This window comes from Streptomyces sp. NPDC045968 (genome assembly GCF_056430475.1).
Map to the genome: position 1 here is coordinate 211,628 of NZ_JBWKLF010000011.1, position 15,965 is coordinate 227,592.

At 70.6% G+C, this 15,965-nt stretch carries 10 protein-coding genes; 2 read left to right on the forward strand and 8 right to left on the reverse strand.

Going from position 1 to position 15,965, the window contains the following annotated elements; translation table 11 throughout:
• Positions 1-4: 4 nt before the first annotated feature.
• From AC07FA_RS29275 to AC07FA_RS29305, 7 genes are all read right to left on the reverse strand, one after another.
• The gene (locus AC07FA_RS29275; RefSeq protein ID WP_479079301.1) at positions 5-595 is read right to left on the reverse strand and encodes a TetR/AcrR family transcriptional regulator; all 591 of its coding nucleotides are present in this window, start codon (positions 593-595) and stop codon (positions 5-7) included.
• A gap of 80 nt (positions 596-675) precedes the next feature.
• Positions 676-2,268 (reverse strand): phosphoglycerate dehydrogenase, encoded by a 1,593-nt coding sequence (gene serA / locus AC07FA_RS29280; RefSeq protein ID WP_479079302.1) that lies wholly within the window; start codon positions 2,266-2,268, stop codon positions 676-678.
• 295 nt (positions 2,269-2,563) lie between these two features.
• A complete protein-coding gene (gene ilvC, locus AC07FA_RS29285; RefSeq protein WP_328906023.1) occupies positions 2,564-3,565 on the reverse strand; it encodes a ketol-acid reductoisomerase in 1,002 nt (333 codons plus the stop codon).
• Between the two features lie 111 nt (positions 3,566-3,676).
• On the reverse strand, positions 3,677-4,204 hold the full coding sequence (ilvN, locus tag AC07FA_RS29290; RefSeq protein ID WP_479079303.1) for an acetolactate synthase small subunit: 528 nt from the start codon (positions 4,202-4,204) through the stop codon (positions 3,677-3,679).
• Positions 4,205-4,226: 22 nt separating this feature from the next.
• Positions 4,227-6,083 (reverse strand): acetolactate synthase large subunit, encoded by a 1,857-nt coding sequence (locus AC07FA_RS29295; RefSeq protein WP_479079304.1) that lies wholly within the window; start codon positions 6,081-6,083, stop codon positions 4,227-4,229.
• 206 nt (positions 6,084-6,289) lie between these two features.
• A complete protein-coding gene (locus AC07FA_RS29300; RefSeq protein WP_479079368.1) occupies positions 6,290-9,118 on the reverse strand; it encodes a putative bifunctional diguanylate cyclase/phosphodiesterase in 2,829 nt (942 codons plus the stop codon).
• 326 nt (positions 9,119-9,444) lie between these two features.
• A complete protein-coding gene (locus tag AC07FA_RS29305) occupies positions 9,445-10,395 on the reverse strand; it encodes a 2-hydroxyacid dehydrogenase (protein ID WP_479079305.1) in 951 nt (316 codons plus the stop codon).
• A 143-nt stretch (positions 10,396-10,538) separates the two neighbouring features.
• Here AC07FA_RS29305 and AC07FA_RS29310 point away from each other — a divergent pair, with 143 nt between their 5' ends.
• Both AC07FA_RS29310 and AC07FA_RS29315 read left to right on the forward strand, forming a co-directional pair.
• Positions 10,539-11,495: an aldo/keto reductase gene (locus AC07FA_RS29310; RefSeq protein WP_479079369.1), complete on the forward strand. Its 957-nt coding sequence runs from the start codon at positions 10,539-10,541 to the stop codon at positions 11,493-11,495.
• A gap of 108 nt (positions 11,496-11,603) precedes the next feature.
• Positions 11,604-12,815, forward strand: a complete 1,212-nt coding sequence (locus tag AC07FA_RS29315) for a PQQ-dependent sugar dehydrogenase (RefSeq protein ID WP_479079370.1) — start codon at positions 11,604-11,606, stop codon at positions 12,813-12,815.
• A 42-nt stretch (positions 12,816-12,857) separates the two neighbouring features.
• On the opposite strand, the gene AC07FA_RS29320 is transcribed toward AC07FA_RS29315, so the two are convergent.
• Positions 12,858-15,938, reverse strand: coding sequence for a helix-turn-helix transcriptional regulator (locus AC07FA_RS29320; RefSeq protein WP_479079371.1), 3,081 nt, complete (start codon positions 15,936-15,938; stop codon positions 12,858-12,860).
• Positions 15,939-15,965 lie beyond the last annotated feature (27 nt).

Below are 15,965 nucleotides of genomic sequence, written 5' to 3' on the forward strand. Positions count from 1 at the left end.
GGACCTAGGAGGCCCGGCCCTCCAGTACGGCCTTCAGGCCGTCCGTCAGGTCCTGGGCGGACGGCGCGGAGTCACCGTCGATCATCCACTGGACCATCACGCCCGCGAGCAGCGCCTGACAGAAGAGTCCCGCCACCCGCGCCTTCTCGGGATCGGTTTCGGGGTCGATGCCCAGCATGTTCTGGGCGAGCCCGTCGCGCGCGTCGTTCTGCGGGGCCGCCAGGGCCTTCTGGAGCTCGGGGTCGGTGTCGATCCGCGAGATGACCTCCATCTGGAGCTGCCAGACGGCGCGGGTCTGTCCGTAGGAGCCGATGACCCGCTCCCAGACGTCCCGGAACTGTTCGAGGGGGTCCCGGGGGGCGTCCCCGGACTCCGCCTCGGGCTGGTCCGGCCCGTCCGTGATGACGTCGCCCCACTCCTCCGTCACCTTGAGGAAGGCCAGATTGAGCAGGGCCTCCTTGGAGCCGTAGTGGTAACCGATGGAGGCCAGGTTGGTGCCCGACGCGGCCACGATGTCGCGCGCCGTGGTCCGGGCGTACCCCTTCTCCAGCAGGCAGCGCTTGGCGCCTTCGAGCAGATCCTCACGATGTCCCATGAACGCAGCGTACCCGGCATACAGACACCTGTGTAAGACGGGCGTCTATATGCCGGGCACGTGGTCCGAGCAGCGGAGGATCAGTCGGTGAGGTTCACCGAACGGGCCGAGGCGGCGCCGATCTCCTCGGAGATCTCGGTCAGCACCGACTGCGGCACGGTGTCGTCGACAGTGAGGACGACCAGCGCCTCGCCGCCCACGTCCGCCCGCGAGACCTGCATGCCCGCGATGTTGAGTCCGGCCTCACCGAGGATGCGGCCGACGGCGCCCACGACACCCGGACGGTCCTGGTAGCGCAGCACGACCATGTGGTCCGCCAGCGCCAGGTCCACGTCGTAGTCGCCGATGGCCACGATCTTCTGAAGGTGCTTGGGGCCGGCCAGCGTGCCCGAGACCGCGACCTCCTCGCCGCTCGACAGCGTGCCGCGGACGGTCACCACGTTGCGGTGGTCCGGCGACTCGGAGCTGGTGGTGAGGCGCACCTCGACACCGCGCTCCTGCGCGAAGAGCGGGGCATTGACGTAGCTCACGGTCTCGTCGACGACGTCCTCGAACACACCCTTGAGCGCGGAGAGTTCGAGCACCTTCACGTCGTGCTGGGTGATCTCGCCGTACACCTCGACGTCGAGGCGGGCCGCGACCTCGCCCGCGAGCGCGGTGAAGATCCGGCCGAGCTTCTCGGCGAGCGGCAGTCCGGGACGGACGTCCTCGGCGATGACGCCACCCTGGACGTTGACCGCGTCCGGCACGAGCTCACCGGCGAGTGCCAGACGCACGGACCTGGCGACCGCGATGCCCGCCTTCTCCTGGGCCTCGTCGGTGGAGGCGCCGAGGTGCGGGGTGCAGACGACCTGGTCGAACTGGAACAGCGGGGAGTCCGTGCAGGGCTCCTTCGTGTACACGTCCAGACCGGCTCCGGCGACCCGGCCCTCCTTGAGGGCGGAGGCGAGCGCCTCCTCGTCGACGATGCCGCCGCGGGCGGCGTTGACGATGCGCACCGAGGGCTTCACCTTGTGCAGCGCCTCGTCGCCGATCAGGCCGAGCGTCTCCGGCGTCTTGGGCAGGTGCACCGTGATGAAGTCGGCGACCTCCAGCAGCTCGTCGAGGGTGAGGAGCTTGACGCCCATCTGCGCGGCGCGCGCCGGCTGCACATAGGGGTCGTACGCGACGATCTTCATACCGAAGGCCGACATGCGCTGCGCGACCAGGACACCGATACGGCCGAGGCCGACGACACCGAGGGTCTTCTCGCTGAGCTCGACGCCCGTGTACTTGGAGCGCTTCCACTCGCCGTTCTTCAGGGCGGTGTTGGCCTGCGGGATGTTGCGCGCCGTGGCGACGAGCAGGCCACAGGCGAGCTCGGCGGCGGTGACGATGTTGGAGGTCGGGGCGTTGACGACCATCACGCCGGCCTTGGTGGCCGCGGAGACGTCGACGTTGTCCAGACCGACGCCGGCGCGGGCGACGACCCGCAGCTTCTTCGCGGCGGCGATGGCCTCGGCGTCGACCTTGGTGGCGGAGCGCACCAGGATGGCGTCCACGTCGGCGATCGCGGGGAGAAGTTCGGCGCGGTCGGCGCCGTTGCAGTGCCGGATCTCGAAATCCGGACCCAGAGCGTCGACCGTGGCGGGCGACAGCTCTTCAGCGATGAGTACGACAGGTTTCGAGCTCACGAGAGTCCTCACATGTCCAGTGCGGACGGCCGTCCCGACGGCCGCAGGCGGTGGAGGGGCTAGCCGCGTGGAGACGCACGACACTGTGGGCCCTGACGCGTGTATGTGTTGAGAAGTGTAGTCATGCAGCGGGGCACGTAATGCGCCCCGGTGGAAGGATCACCCACACGAGGGTGGACGACTTGTACACACATTCGACGCAGCCGCTTCCACCTCCTCTGTCCGCAGTGACACGGAAGCCGAGACGGGCGGTGTGCCGTGGGGCGGGCCGAGGGCCCGCCCCACGGCGGAGGACTTACGCGTCCTCGTCGTTCACCCAGCTCATGAGCTTGCGCAGCTCACGGCCGGTGGTCTCCAGCAGGTGGTCGCTGTCGGCCTTCTTGTACTCGTTGTACTTGGGCAGACCGTTGTGGTACTCGGCCATCCAGGCGTTGGCGAAGGTGCCGTCCTGGATCTCGGTGAGGACCTTCTTCATCTCGGCCTTGGTGGCGTCCGTGATGATCCGCGGGCCGGTGACGTAGTCGCCCCACTCGGCGGTCTCCGAGATGGACCAGCGCATCTTCTCCAGACCGCCCTCGTACATGAGGTCCACGATCAGCTTCAGCTCGTGGAGGCACTCGAAGTACGCGATCTCCGGCTGGTAGCCGGCCTCGGTCAGGGTCTCGAATCCGGCCTTGACGAGGGCGGCGGTGCCACCGCAGAGGACGGCCTGCTCACCGAACAGGTCGGTCTCGGTCTCCTCCGTGAAGGTCGTCTTGATGACGCCAGCGCGGGTGCCGCCGATCCCCTTCGCGTACGAGAGGGCGAGGGCCAGGCCCTTGCCGGTGGCGTCCTGCTCGACGGCCACGATGCACGGGACGCCGCGGCCCTCCTCGTACTGACGGCGCACCAGGTGGCCCGGGCCCTTGGGGGCGACCATGCAGACGTCGACGTTGGCCGGCGGCTTGATGAAGCCGAAGCGGATATTCAGGCCGTGTCCGAAGAACAGCGCGTCGCCGTCCTTGAGGTTGTCCTTGATGGACTCCTCGTAGACCTGGGCCTGGATCGGGTCCGGGACGAGGATCATGATGACGTCGGCCTCGGCGGCGGCCTCGGACGGGGTCACCACGCGCAGGCCCTGCTCCTCGGCCTTGGCCTTGGACTTCGAGCCCTCGTGCAGACCGACGCGGACGTCGACGCCGGAGTCACGGAGCGACAGCGCGTGGGCGTGGCCCTGGCTGCCGTAGCCGATGACCGCGACCTTGCGGCCCTGGATGATGGACAGGTCGGCATCGTCGTCGTAGAACAGCTCGGCCACTGGGTCTTCTCCTTGGTGTGCAGGTGTTGCGTCCCACCGTACGGCGGGGTGCGTCGTATACGTTGTCGGGTCTCGCCATGCGAGCGGCAGGGTGGCGGCGGGCGCCGGGTCCTACGCCGAGCGGTCGAGTGAGCGCAGGGAACGGTCGGTGATCGACCGCGCTCCGCGCCCTATGGCGATGGTGCCGGACTGGACGAGCTCCTTGATGCCGAACTGCTCCAGCATCTTGAGCATGGCCTCCAGCTTGTCGGCTCCTCCGGTCGCCTCGATCGTGACGGCCTCGGGAGAGACGTCCACGGTCTTGGCGCGGAACAGCGAGACGATCTCGACGATCTGGGAGCGGGTCTCGTTGTCGGCGCGGACCTTCACCAGGACGAGCTCCCGCTGGATCGCAGCGGCGGGCTCGAGTTCGACGATCTTCAGGACGTTGACCAGCTTGTTGAGCTGCTTGGTCACCTGCTCCAGGGGCAGGTCCTCGACATTCACGACGATGGTGATGCGGGAGATGTCGGGGTGCTCGGTGGTACCGACCGCGAGTGAGTCGATATTGAAGCCGCGCCGGGAGAACAGAGCCGTGATCCGGGCGAGGACACCTGGCTTGTTCTCGACCAGGACGGAGAGTGTGTGCTTGGTGGACATGGAGTCGGTCTCTCTCTGTCTCTCAGTCGTCTTCGTTGTCGCCGAAGTCGGGGCGGACACCGCGGGCGGCCATGACCTCGTCGTTGGAGGTGCCGGCGGCGACCATCGGGTACACCATGGCGTCCTCGTGGACGATGAAGTCGATCACGACGGGGCGGTCGTTGATGGAGTTGGCCTCTTCGATGACCTTGTCGAGGTCGGCGGGGTCCTCGCAGCGGATCGCGTAGCAGCCCATGGCCTCGGACAGCTTGACGAAGTCCGGCACCCGGGTGCCCTTGGCCGGAGCGCCGTCGGTGTCGGCGCCGGAGTGCAGGACGGTGTTGGAGTACCGCTGGTTGTAGAACAGGGTCTGCCACTGGCGGACCATCCCGAGGGCGCCGTTGTTGATGATCGCGACCTTGATCGGGATGTTGTTGAGCGCGCAGGTGGTGAGTTCCTGGTTGGTCATCTGGAAGCAGCCGTCGCCGTCGATCGCCCAGACCGTACGGTCGGGCATGCCGGCCTTGGCACCCATGGCGGCCGGGACCGCGTATCCCATGGTTCCGGCGCCGCCGCTGTTCAGCCAGGTGGCCGGCTTCTCGTAGTCGATGAAGTGGGCGGCCCACATCTGGTGCTGGCCGACGCCCGCCGCGAAGATCGTGCCCTCGGGGGCGAGCTGACCGACGCGCTGGATGACCTGCTGCGGGGAGAGGCTGCCGTCCTCGGGCAGGTCGTAGCCGAGCGGATAGGTGTCGCGCCAGCGGCTGAGGTCCTTCCACCAGGCGTCGTAGTCGCCGGTGTTGCCCTCGGTGTGCTCCGCCTGGACGGCCTGGACGAGGTCGGCCAGGACCTCACGGGCGTCTCCGACGATCGGGACGTCGGCGGCGCGGTTCTTGCCGATCTCGGCCGGGTCGATGTCGGCGTGGACGATCTTCGCGTACGGCGCGAAGCTGTCCAGCTTGCCGGTGACGCGGTCGTCGAAGCGGGCTCCGAGGGCGACGATCAGGTCGGCCTTCTGCAGCGCGGTGACGGCGGTGACCGCACCGTGCATGCCCGGCATTCCCACGTGCAGCGGGTGGCTGTCGGGGAATGCGCCGAGCGCCATCAGGGTGGTGGTGACGGGCGCTCCGGTGAGCTCTGCGAGGACCTTGAGTTCGGCGGTGGCCCCGGCCTTGATGACGCCTCCGCCGACGTACAGCACGGGGCGCTTGGCCTGGGTGATGAGCTTGGCCGCCTCGCGGATCTGCTTGGCGTGCGGCTTGGTGACGGGCCGGTAGCCGGGCAGGTCCTGGGTGGGCGGCCAGCTGAAGGTCGTCTGTGCCTGGAGGGCGTCCTTGGCGATGTCGACGAGGACCGGACCGGGACGGCCGGTGGACGCGATGTGGAACGCCTCGGCGATGGTGTGCGGGATGTCCTCGGCCCTGGTGACCAGGAAGTTGTGCTTGGTGACCGGCATCGTGATGCCGCAGATGTCGGCTTCCTGGAAGGCGTCCGTACCGATCGCCTTGGAGGCGACCTGGCCGGTGATCGCGACCAGCGGCACCGAGTCCATGTGCGCGTCGGCGATCGGCGTGACGAGGTTGGTCGCACCGGGTCCCGAGGTGGCCATGCAGACGCCGACCTTGCCGGTGGCCTGGGCATAGCCGGTGGCCGCGTGGCCCGCACCCTGCTCGTGCCGGACCAGAACGTGGCGCACCCGGGTGGAGTCCATCATCGGGTCGTACGCCGGAAGGATCGCACCGCCGGGAATGCCGAATACGGTGTCGGCCCCGACTTCCTCGAGAGAGCGGATGAGGGACTGGGCGCCCGTGACGTGCTCGACGGTGGCGGACGACGGTCCGTTGTGACGGGCCCGCGGCTGCGGGTGGTGGGCCCCGGTGGCCTGCTCGGTCATCGGCATTCTCTTCTCGAAGCTGAGGGTTTTTGCGGGGTTTTGGGAAGTGCCAGTGCAACAAAAAACCCCTCGTGCCGTGAGGCAAGCGAGGGGAGCGCGCCGGTGCGGTCTGCAGAGTGTCGCTGCGGAACTCTGCTTCAGCCGACGCGCTTTCCAAGTACGAGAATTCGGGTGCGCATGGCATTGACCCTCTCTCCGGCACGCGCACGGTGTCAAGTGGGTGGGACGGGCGTCTCAACATGTGAGCCACTGAGGAGGGGAATCGAGCCGCCTGTCAGGACGGGCTGGGCGGCGGGACTGCCCGGCACGGGGAACTCTCCCCGGACCAGCGCGCGGCGCAGCCGGTATTCGTCGAGCGGCCCGGAGAAGGCCATTCCCTGCCCGTGCGTACAGCCCATGGCGCGCAGGGCGAGGACCTGTTCCGGCACGTCCACGCCGTCGGCCACGGACTGCATGCCGAGATCGCACGCGATACGGAGGAGCCCACTGGTGATCTTGTGCAGCCGGGCGGACTCCACCACCCCTTCGACCAGACCGCGGTCGAGTTTCAGTACGTCGATGGGGAGCCGGCGCAGGGCGTTGATCGCCGCGTAACCGCTGCCGAAGCCGTCGAGCGCGATCCGTACGCCCAGGCGGCGCAGGGCGACGAGCCGCTGTTCCAGATCGTCGAAGGAGATCCGCGGGTCGCTGTCGGCGACCTCGATCATCAGCGCGCCGGAGGGCAGTCCGTGCCGCGTCAGGAGCGCTTCGATGGAACCGAAGGGCAGGGCGCGGTCGAGCAGCCGGCCGGCCGAGAGGCGTACGGACACGGAGATCGGGTGACCTGCCCTGGCCCGGTCGGCGGCCTGCTCGACGGCCGCTTCCAGGAGCCAGCGGCCGAGCTCGGCGGTGCGGTCGCTGTCGTCGGAGACCCGGAGGAATTCGGCGGGGGTGAAGAGGATGCCCTGCGCCGAGCGCCAGCGCGCCTGCGCCGCCACGGCCGCGACGGTGCCGCTGCCGAGGTGGACGACCGGCTGGTGCAGCAGTGCGAATTCGCCGTCCCGCAGAGCCGTACGCAGCCGGGCGGCCAGCTCGGAACGGCGTACGACATCGGCCTGCATCTGCGGGGCGTAGAGCTCCACCCGGTCCTTGCCGCCCGCCTTGGCGCGGTACATGGCGAGGTCCGCGTTGCGCATGAGGTCGGTGGGGGTGATGCCGGGCTCCGCGAACGCGACGCCGATGGAGGCGGCCACCCGGACCTCGCTGGCCCCGATCCGGTACGGCTGGGAGAGCGTGAGACGCAGCCGGTCGGCGATCTCGTGCACCTGGTACTCACGGGCGCCCTGGTCGCGGGTGCCGTCGCCGATGATCAGCGCGGCGAATTCGTCACCGCCGAGACGGGCCGCCGTGTCCCCGATGCGCACGGAGTCCGCGAGGCGGCGGGCGGCCTGGATGAGGAGCTCGTCGCCGGCTTGGTGGCCGATGGTGTCGTTGACCGCCTTGAAGCCGTCGAGGTCGATGAAGAGGACGGCGGTGCCCTGGTCGCCCGCGCGCCGGCCGCCGAGCGCGCGGCGGACCCGGTCGGTGAACAGCGCGCGGTTGGGCAGATCGGTGAGCGGGTCGTGTTCGGCGTTGTGCTGCAGCTGGGCCTGGAGCCGCACCCGTTCGGTCACGTCCCGGCTGTTGAGGAGCAGGCCGCCCTGATGCCGGTTGACGGTGGACTCCACGTTGAGCCAGTCGCCGGTACCCGACCGGAAGCGGCACTCGATGCGGGTGGTGGGTTCCTCGTGGGGCGGCGCGGCCAGGAAGCGCCGCACCTCGTGGACCACTCCGCCGAGGTCTTCGGGATGGATGATCGAGGCCAGCTCGGAGCCGACGAGATCGTCCGCCTCGCGCCCGTACACCCCGGCCGCCGCGGGGCTGACGTAGCGCAGTATGCCGGTGGGGGCGGCGATCATGATGACGTCGCTCGATCCCTGCACCAGCGAGCGGAAGTGGTTCTCCTTCTGTGCCAGCTCCTGGGTGAGCGAGATGTTGTCGAGGAGCATGATGCCCTGCCGGACGACCAGGGCGAGCACGACCGTGCATCCGGTGAAGATCACCACCCGGTCGACCCTGCGGCCCTCCACCACGTTGTACAGGATGCCCAACGTGCAGACGGCCGCGGCCAGATAGGGCGTCAGCGCGGCCAGCGAGCCGGCGATGGGGCGGCTGGTGGTGCGCATCGCGGCCGAGCCCGGCCGCATGGCTTCGGTGCCGCGGCGCCGGGCGCCCCAGGGGGCGTACGCGAGGAGAAGCGAACCGGTGAACCAGCCCGCGTCGAGCAACTGGCCCGAGTGGTACGTCGAGCGCAGCAGCGGAGAGATGAACACGGTGTCGCACAGGACGGTCAGGGCGAGCGCGGCAACGGCCGTGTTCACCGCGGAGCGGTTGATGCTGGAGCGCCGGAAGTGGAGCGCCAGCACCATGGAGACCAGCACGATGTCGAGCAGCGGATAGGCGAGGGAGAGCGCGACTCTGGCCACGCTCTCGCCCTCCGGGTCGGCGGCATGGGCGGTGTGGGCGAGAGCGAGGCTCCAGGAGAGCGTCAGCAGTGATCCGCCGATCAGCCAGGAGTCCAGCGCCAGGCAGACCCAGCCGGCCCGGGTGACGGGGCGCTTGGCGAGGACGAGCAGCCCGACGATGGCGGGCGGCGCGAAGCAGAGGAAGAAGAAGTCGGCGACGGACGGCGTGGGCACGGGGAGGTCCAGCACCACTTCGTACCACCCCCAGACCGCGTTGCCGCAGGCGGCCATGAGGGAGGAGAGCGAGAACAGCAGCCAGGCGGGGCGCAGCCGGCTGACACTGGCCCGCGCGTAGAGGAAGCAGGAGAGCGCCGCGGCCAGGGCGGCCATGCTGAGGCCGAAGTCCCCCATGAACAGCGCGACTTCCGGCGAGCCCCAGCCGACGACCGCACCGAGGGCGTATCCGGCGCAGACCGCGGCCAGGGTGATCCGGGAGCGCAGGCCGCAGCCCTCGCCCGTGACCGACTGCCGGGAGAGCCTGGCCCCGGCGGTGCTCACCGTGGAACTCCCCGGGCCGCGTCCGGCACCCCCGGCGTCCGGCCCCTTGCTCGCCGTGGCCGCGGCCGGGGCGGAGTCCTGTCCGGCGTCAGCACCGATGACCGCCGTCGCCCGCCCTGCCGCGTCGGATCGTCTCTCCATTGGCCGCACATCGCCCGTCGCCCCCTCGCGTTCTACTTCCTCCCCCGCGTCGCCCCTTCCACGACGCAGCCCCCCGTTCCGGACGATACACCAGACCCGTCACTCAGGGCCATACTGCCTCTACTCTCCGTGACGACCTGGGGTGTTGTGAGAACCCACTGCGATGAACGTACTCCGGAGCGTGTTCAGCCGGTGGTGAGTACGACGTTCCGGACCGGTTCGCCCGCGGCGAACCGGGTGAGCTGCCCGGCCAGCAGACGCTTGGCCCTGGGCAGGAACGCCGAGGTGCTGCCGCCCACATGGGGGGTGATCAGGACATGGGGAGCATGCCAGAGGGGGTGTCCGGCGGGCAGCGGTTCCGGGTCGGTGACGTCGAGTGCGGCGCGCAGCCGACCGCACTGGAGTTCGGACAACAGGGCTGGGGTGTCCACCACTTGGCCCCTGGCGACGTTGACGAGGAGAGCGCCGTCCCGCATCGCCTTGAGGAACTCCGCTCCCACCAGCCCCTGCGTGGAGGCGTTCAGCGGGGTGGACAGAATGACGATGTCGGCCTCGGGCAGCAGCGCGGGCAGATCGTCGAGCGTGTGTACGGGGCCGCGCTCGGTCGTCCGGGCGGAGCGCGCGACGCGCGCCACCCGCGCGCACTCGAAGGGTTCGAGCCGGTCCTCGATGGCCGAACCGATCGAGCCGTACCCGACGATGAGCACCGACTTGTCGGCGAGCGCGGGATAGAAGCCCGCCCGCCACTCCTCCTTGTCCTGGCCGTGCACGAAACCGGGGAACCCCCGCAGCGAGGCGAGGATCAGGGCGAGGGCAAGTTCGGCGGTGGACGCCTCGTGGACCCCCTTGGCGTTGCACAGGCGCACGCCGGCGGGAAGCAGACCGAGGCCGGGCTCCACGTGGTCGATGCCCGCGGAGAGGGTCTGCACTACCTGGACCGCGCTCATGGCGGCGAGCGGGCGGGCCGCGATCTGCGGGCCCTTCATGTAGGGAACGACGTAGAAGGCGCAGTCCGCGGGGTCGGCGGGGAAGTCCTCGCCGCCGTCCCAGAAGTGGTAGTCGAGGCCGTCGGGGAGGCCTTCGATCTCATCGGCAGGAATGGGCAGCCACACGTCGGTGGTCGTCGTCGAAGTCATGCTCAGGAGGCTAGGTGACGGCTGGTCGGCGGCTCCGTGGGGGCAGAGGTTACTTTTGGGGTGCGGTGTGGTCCCGTGAGCGCGGGACCGAGGAAGGGTTCGGGGAGTTGGAGCGCAGGACTATCGGTGCGGCGGCGCTCGCCGTGGGCGCGGTCGGGCTGGGCTGTATGCCGATGAGCTGGGCGTACAACACGTCGCAGCAGCGCGGCGACCGCTCGGTGCGGACGGTGCACGCGGCGCTCGACGCGGGCGTCCAACTGCTCGACACGGCGGACATGTACGGCCCCTTCACCAACGAGCTGCTCGTGGGAAGGGCCCTCAAGGGGCGGCGGAGCGAAGCCTTCCTCTCCACCAAGGGCGGTCTGCTGGTGGGTGACCAGCACATCGTCGCCAACGGGCGTCCGGGCTATGTGCGGCGGGCCTGCGACGCCTCGCTGCGGCGGCTGCAGACCGATGTGATCGACCTGTACCAACTGCACCGGGCCGACCCCGAGGTGCCGGTGGAGGAGACCTGGGGGGCGATGGCGGATCTGGTCGCGGCGGGGAAGGTGCGGGCGCTCGGTCTGTGCGCGGTGGGAGCGCGTGCCTCGCGCAGGCCGGGATCGCGGCTGCATGACGGAACGATCCGCCAACTGGAGCGCGTGCAACAGGTCTTCCCGGTCAGCGCGGTCGAGGCCGAGCTCTCCGTGTGGTCGCCCGAGGCGCTGGAGACGCTGCTGCCGTGGTGCACGGCGCGCGGGGTGGGGCTGCTGGCCGCGATGCCGCTCGGGAACGGCTATCTGACGGGGACGCTGACGCCCGGGCAGGGTTTCGAGCCGGATGATCCGCGGGCCAGGCACCCGCGGTTCACGGCCGAGATGATGGCGGCGAACCAGCCGGTGGTGTCCGGGCTCCGGCGGATCGCGGAACGCCACGGCGCCACTCCGGCGCAGGTGGCGCTGGCGTGGGTGCTACGGCAGGGGCCGCATGTGGTGCCTGTGCCGGGGGCGAAGCGGGAGCAGTGGGCGGTGGAGAACGCGGGCGCCGCGCGGCTGGCGCTCGACGACGCGGATCTGGCGGAGATCGCGGGGCTGCCGCGGGCGCGCGGGTCGTGGGACTGAGAGGCCTGCGGGTCGTGGAACCGGGGGCGCCGCGAGAGAATTGGCGGAGATCGGGAACCCGGGGCGGGGCAGCGGTGTAGGAACAGTAGTCGTGCGGCCGTCGAAAGGATCGTTGCTGTGTTCGGATCTGCGCTCTCCCCCGCTGTACGCAAAGGGGTGGTGGCCGCGCTGGCCACGGCCTCGCTGCTGGTGTCCGCGGCCTGCTCCTCCGAGGACGGCTCGGGGAGTACGGGAGGCCGGGAGGGGGACTCTTCGCCGCCGTCCACCTCCTCGTCCGCTCCCTCATCCTCCGCGACGGCCTCGGATCTGCCTCCCGCCAAGGGGGCGGTGAAGGTCGTCTCCACGCTCACGGAAGGGCTGGCGAGCCCGTGGGGCCTGGCCGCGCTGCCCGGCGGTGATCTGCTGGTGGCTTCCCGCGACGAGGCCACGATCACCCTGATCGACGGCAGGAGCGGGAAGAAGACGCTGCTGGGCTCCGTGCCCGGGGTGTCGCCCGGCGGTGAGGGCGGACTGCTGGGCCTCGCCGTCTCGGCGACGTTCGGCGAGGACCGCCTGGTATACGCGTACTTCACCACGGAGTCCGACAACCGCATCGCCCGCATGCGGTACGAGGAGCGGAAGCCGGCCGGCCAGCAGCTGGGCGCCCCGGACACGATCCTGCGGGGCATCCCCAAGGGCGTCGTCCACAACGGCGGCCGGATCGCCTTCGGCCCGGACCGCATGCTGTACGCGGGCACCGGCGAGACCGGGGACACGGGGCTGGCCCAGGACAAGGAGTCACTGGGCGGCAAGATCCTGCGGATGACGCCCGACGGCGAACCGGTGCACGGCAACCCCGAGGCCGATTCGGTGGTGTATTCGTACGGGCACCGCAATGTGCAGGGACTGGCCTGGGACGGGCAGAAGCGTCTCTGGGCGGCCGAGTTCGGCCAGGACACCTGGGACGAGCTGAATCTGATCGGGCCGGGCAGGAACTACGGCTGGCCCGCGGTGGAGGGCAGGAAGGGCGAGCAGGGATTCGTCGACCCGGTGGCCCAGTGGAAGACCGCGGAGGCCTCGCCGAGCGGAATCGCCGTGGCCGCCGGATCGGTCTGGATGGCGGGTCTGCGCGGAGAGCGGCTGTGGCGCGTTCCGCTCGCGGGCAAGGCCGGTCAGGAACCGTTGGCGGCACCGCAGTCGTTCCTCGACGGGAAGTACGGCCGGCTGCGGACCGTGCTCGCCGCGGGCGGCGACCGGGTGTGGCTGGTCACCAGCAACACGGACGGCCGTGCGACCCCGAAGCCGGGAGACGACAGGATCCTGCTGCTGGAGGTGCGCTAGCGCCGTGACCGGAAAGGTCCTCCGGGGCGTCCGGCCACCACGTCACCGCGCCGGGTAGAGCCGCAGGCGGTGCGCGAGGGCAGCCGCCTCGCCTCGGCTGGACACCCCCAGCTTGGCAAGGATGTTGGAGACGTGCACGCTCGCCGTCTTTGGCGAGATGTACAGCTCCTCGGCGATCTTTCGGTTGGTGTGACCGGCGGCCACCAGCCGGTGCACATCCCGCTCACGCGGCGTCAGCCCGAAGGACTCGACGGCGGCCGCGGCCGGGTCCTGCCCCTCGGCGGCCGCGCCGTCCGCGGCCGGGACGAGTACGGCGGGGTGGATCTGCGGCTCGGGGGTCCGCTCGGCAGGGGTGAGCGCGATACGGGCGCGGCCGGCCAGCAGCTCGATGGTCTCGGTGAGCGGCCGTGCTCCGAGCCGCACGGCGGCGGCGTGGGCCTCGCGCAGCAGCGGGGTCGCGGACGCCCGGTCGCCCTCGACGGTTAGGAGGGCTTCCGCCCAGCGGTGGCTGATCTGGGCCAGCTCGTAGGGCCGCTGGAGCGGAGCGAACGCGGTCGCGGCCCGGGACCAGTGACCGGGGGTGTCGGCCCCTTCCGCGCGGGCGAGTTCGGCTTCGACGAGCACGCCGTAGGCGGCCCATACGGGAACGAGCATCGGCAGGCTCTTGAGGTGGGTGCGGATCAGCTCCAGGATCGCGGGACGGCCTGGGTCTGCGGCGGGCAGGCCACGTGCGTCGGCCTCCGTCGCCGCGGCGACGTGGAGGAGCGGCAGGGCGTAGCGCTGGGTGCCCGGTGGAAAGCCGAGCTCGGCCTGCGTCCGGAACGCGGCCCGTGCGTCGGGGAGGCGGCCCTGCTGTGCGGCAAGGGCCAGGGTGTGACGGGCGGGGGTGATCAGGTGCTGGGGCTGCGGATCGAGCTGGCCGAAATGGCGCCGGGTGAGGGCCAGTTGTCCTTCCGCCTCGGCGTAGTCGCCGCGGGCGAGCGCGAGTTCGGTCCGGCGGGCGGCGATGAGTCCGCGGGCCTTGCGGGAGCGGGCGATCAGGGCGGCCGCGTCGGCGGCCCTCCCGCTCTCGTCCCAGTACCCGAGGGAGAAGTAGGACTGCGACTGGTTGGAGCGGACCCAGGCCTCGGTGTCGGCGATGCCGTGGCTGTGGCAGACCTCGATTCCGTGGTCCGCGGCGGCCACGGCTTCCAGGGAGCGGCCCATGGATTCGAGTGTGGAGGGGAGGTTGATGCTCGCGCGGCCCATGATTCCGACCAGGTGCAGTTCCTCGGCCCGGTCGCGGACGGCGTACAGCTCGGCTATGCCTTCGTCCACGCTGCCGGCGTCTGCGGTGAGCCAGCCCCGGGTGAGACGGGCGTACAGCTCGATGTGCTCGTCGCCGACGAGCCGCGCGTACTCCACGGCGCGGTCGGCCGCGGCGAGTGTCTCGGCGCCGGGCCGGTGCAGGGCTCCCCAGCTGGCGACGCTGGTGAGGACGTCGGCGTGCACGGCGGACGGGGGCAGTCCACGGACCAGGTCCTGGGCGATGGCCAGTTCCTCGCGGCCGTCGCCGCGCGTGAGGTCCTGCATCAGGCGGGAGCGCTGCACCCAGAACCAGGCGGCACGCAGCGGGTCGTCCTCTCCGTCCAGGACCCTCATGGCCTTCTTGGAGATGGCCAGGGCCCTTTCACGGTCGCCCCCGAAGCGGGCGGCGACGGTGGCTTCCGCCATGAGGTCCAGGTAGCTGAGCGGGGCGGTCCCCGGGTCGCCTTCGCAGGCCGGGTAGACCTCCGCGTAGTCGAGGGGGCGCAGGGTGCCGCGTACGTCTTCGGGGACGTCGTCCCAGAGCTCCATGGCCCGTTCCAGCAGACGGAACTGCTCGGAGTGGGCGTAGCGGCGGCGGGCCTCGACGGAGGCCTTGAGCACGGCGGGCAGCGCCTTCGCGGCGTCGCGGGCCGCGTACCAGTAGCTGGCGAGGCGGGTGGCGCGTTCGTCGTCGCGGACGAGCGTGGGGTCGGCTTCCAGGGCCTCGGCGTAACGGCGGTTGAGGCGGGAGCGCTCGCCGGGCAGCAGGTCGTCGCTGACCGCCTCGCGGACCAGGGAGTGCCGGAAGCGGTAGCCGCCGGTGTCCGGCGCGGGGAGCAGCAGGTTCGCGCCGACGGCGGTGCGCAGCGCCTCGATGAGGTCGTCATCGGTCAGTCCGGCGACGGCGGCGAGCAGTTCGTGCTCGACGGTGGAGCCGCCCTCGGCGACGATCCTCGCGATCTTCTGGGCGTCGTCGGACAGGGCTTCGACCCGTACGAGGAGCAGGTCGCGCAGGGAGTCGGAGAGTCCGGAGCTGTCGCCACAGCATTCGAGGCTGCGGGCGAGCTCCTCGACGAAGAAGGCGTTTCCGTCCGAGCGGTCGAAGATCTCGTCGACGAGAGCGGCCTCGGGGGTCGCCGCGAGGATCCCGGTGAGCTGGCGGCCGACCTCGGCCCGGGTGAAGCGGGCGAGTTCGACGCGGTGGACGGCGCGGAGCCGGTCCATCTCCGCGAGGAGCGGGCGCAGGGGGTGGCGGCGGTGGATATCGTCGGCGCGGTAGGTGCCGACGACCGTGATGCGGCCGTTGCGCAGGGTACGGAAGAGGTAGGCGAGGAGGTGCCGGGTGGAGGCGTCCGCCCAGTGCAGGTCCTCCAGCACGAGGACGAGGGTGCGGGTGACGGAGAGGCGTTCGAGGAGCCGGGCGGTGAGTTCGAAGAGGCGGGCGGTGCCGTGCTCGTCGTTCGGCTCGCGGCCGGCTTCGCCGAGTTCGGGCAACAGCGGGGCCAGTTCGCCCTCCTGGCCCGCCAGCGCCTCGGCCAGCTCGTCCGGCAGGGTGCGGCGCAAGGCGCGCAGCGCCGCGGCGAACGGGGCGAACGGCAGTCCGTCCGCGCCGATCTCGACGCAGCCGCCGACGGCGACGACGGCCTCGCGGCGGTCGGCCACCGTGAGGAACTCCTCGACCAGACGGGTCTTGCCGACACCCGCCTCTCCGCCGATGAGCAGCGCCTGCGGCTCGCCGTCCGAGGCTCGTACGAGCGCGTCGGTGAGCAGGGCGAGCTCGTCGTCGCGGCCGATGAACGCGGGGCTGACGGACTTGTTCTCCACGTCGCCGAGCATCGCACAGAAGTCCGATGCCACGGCGGC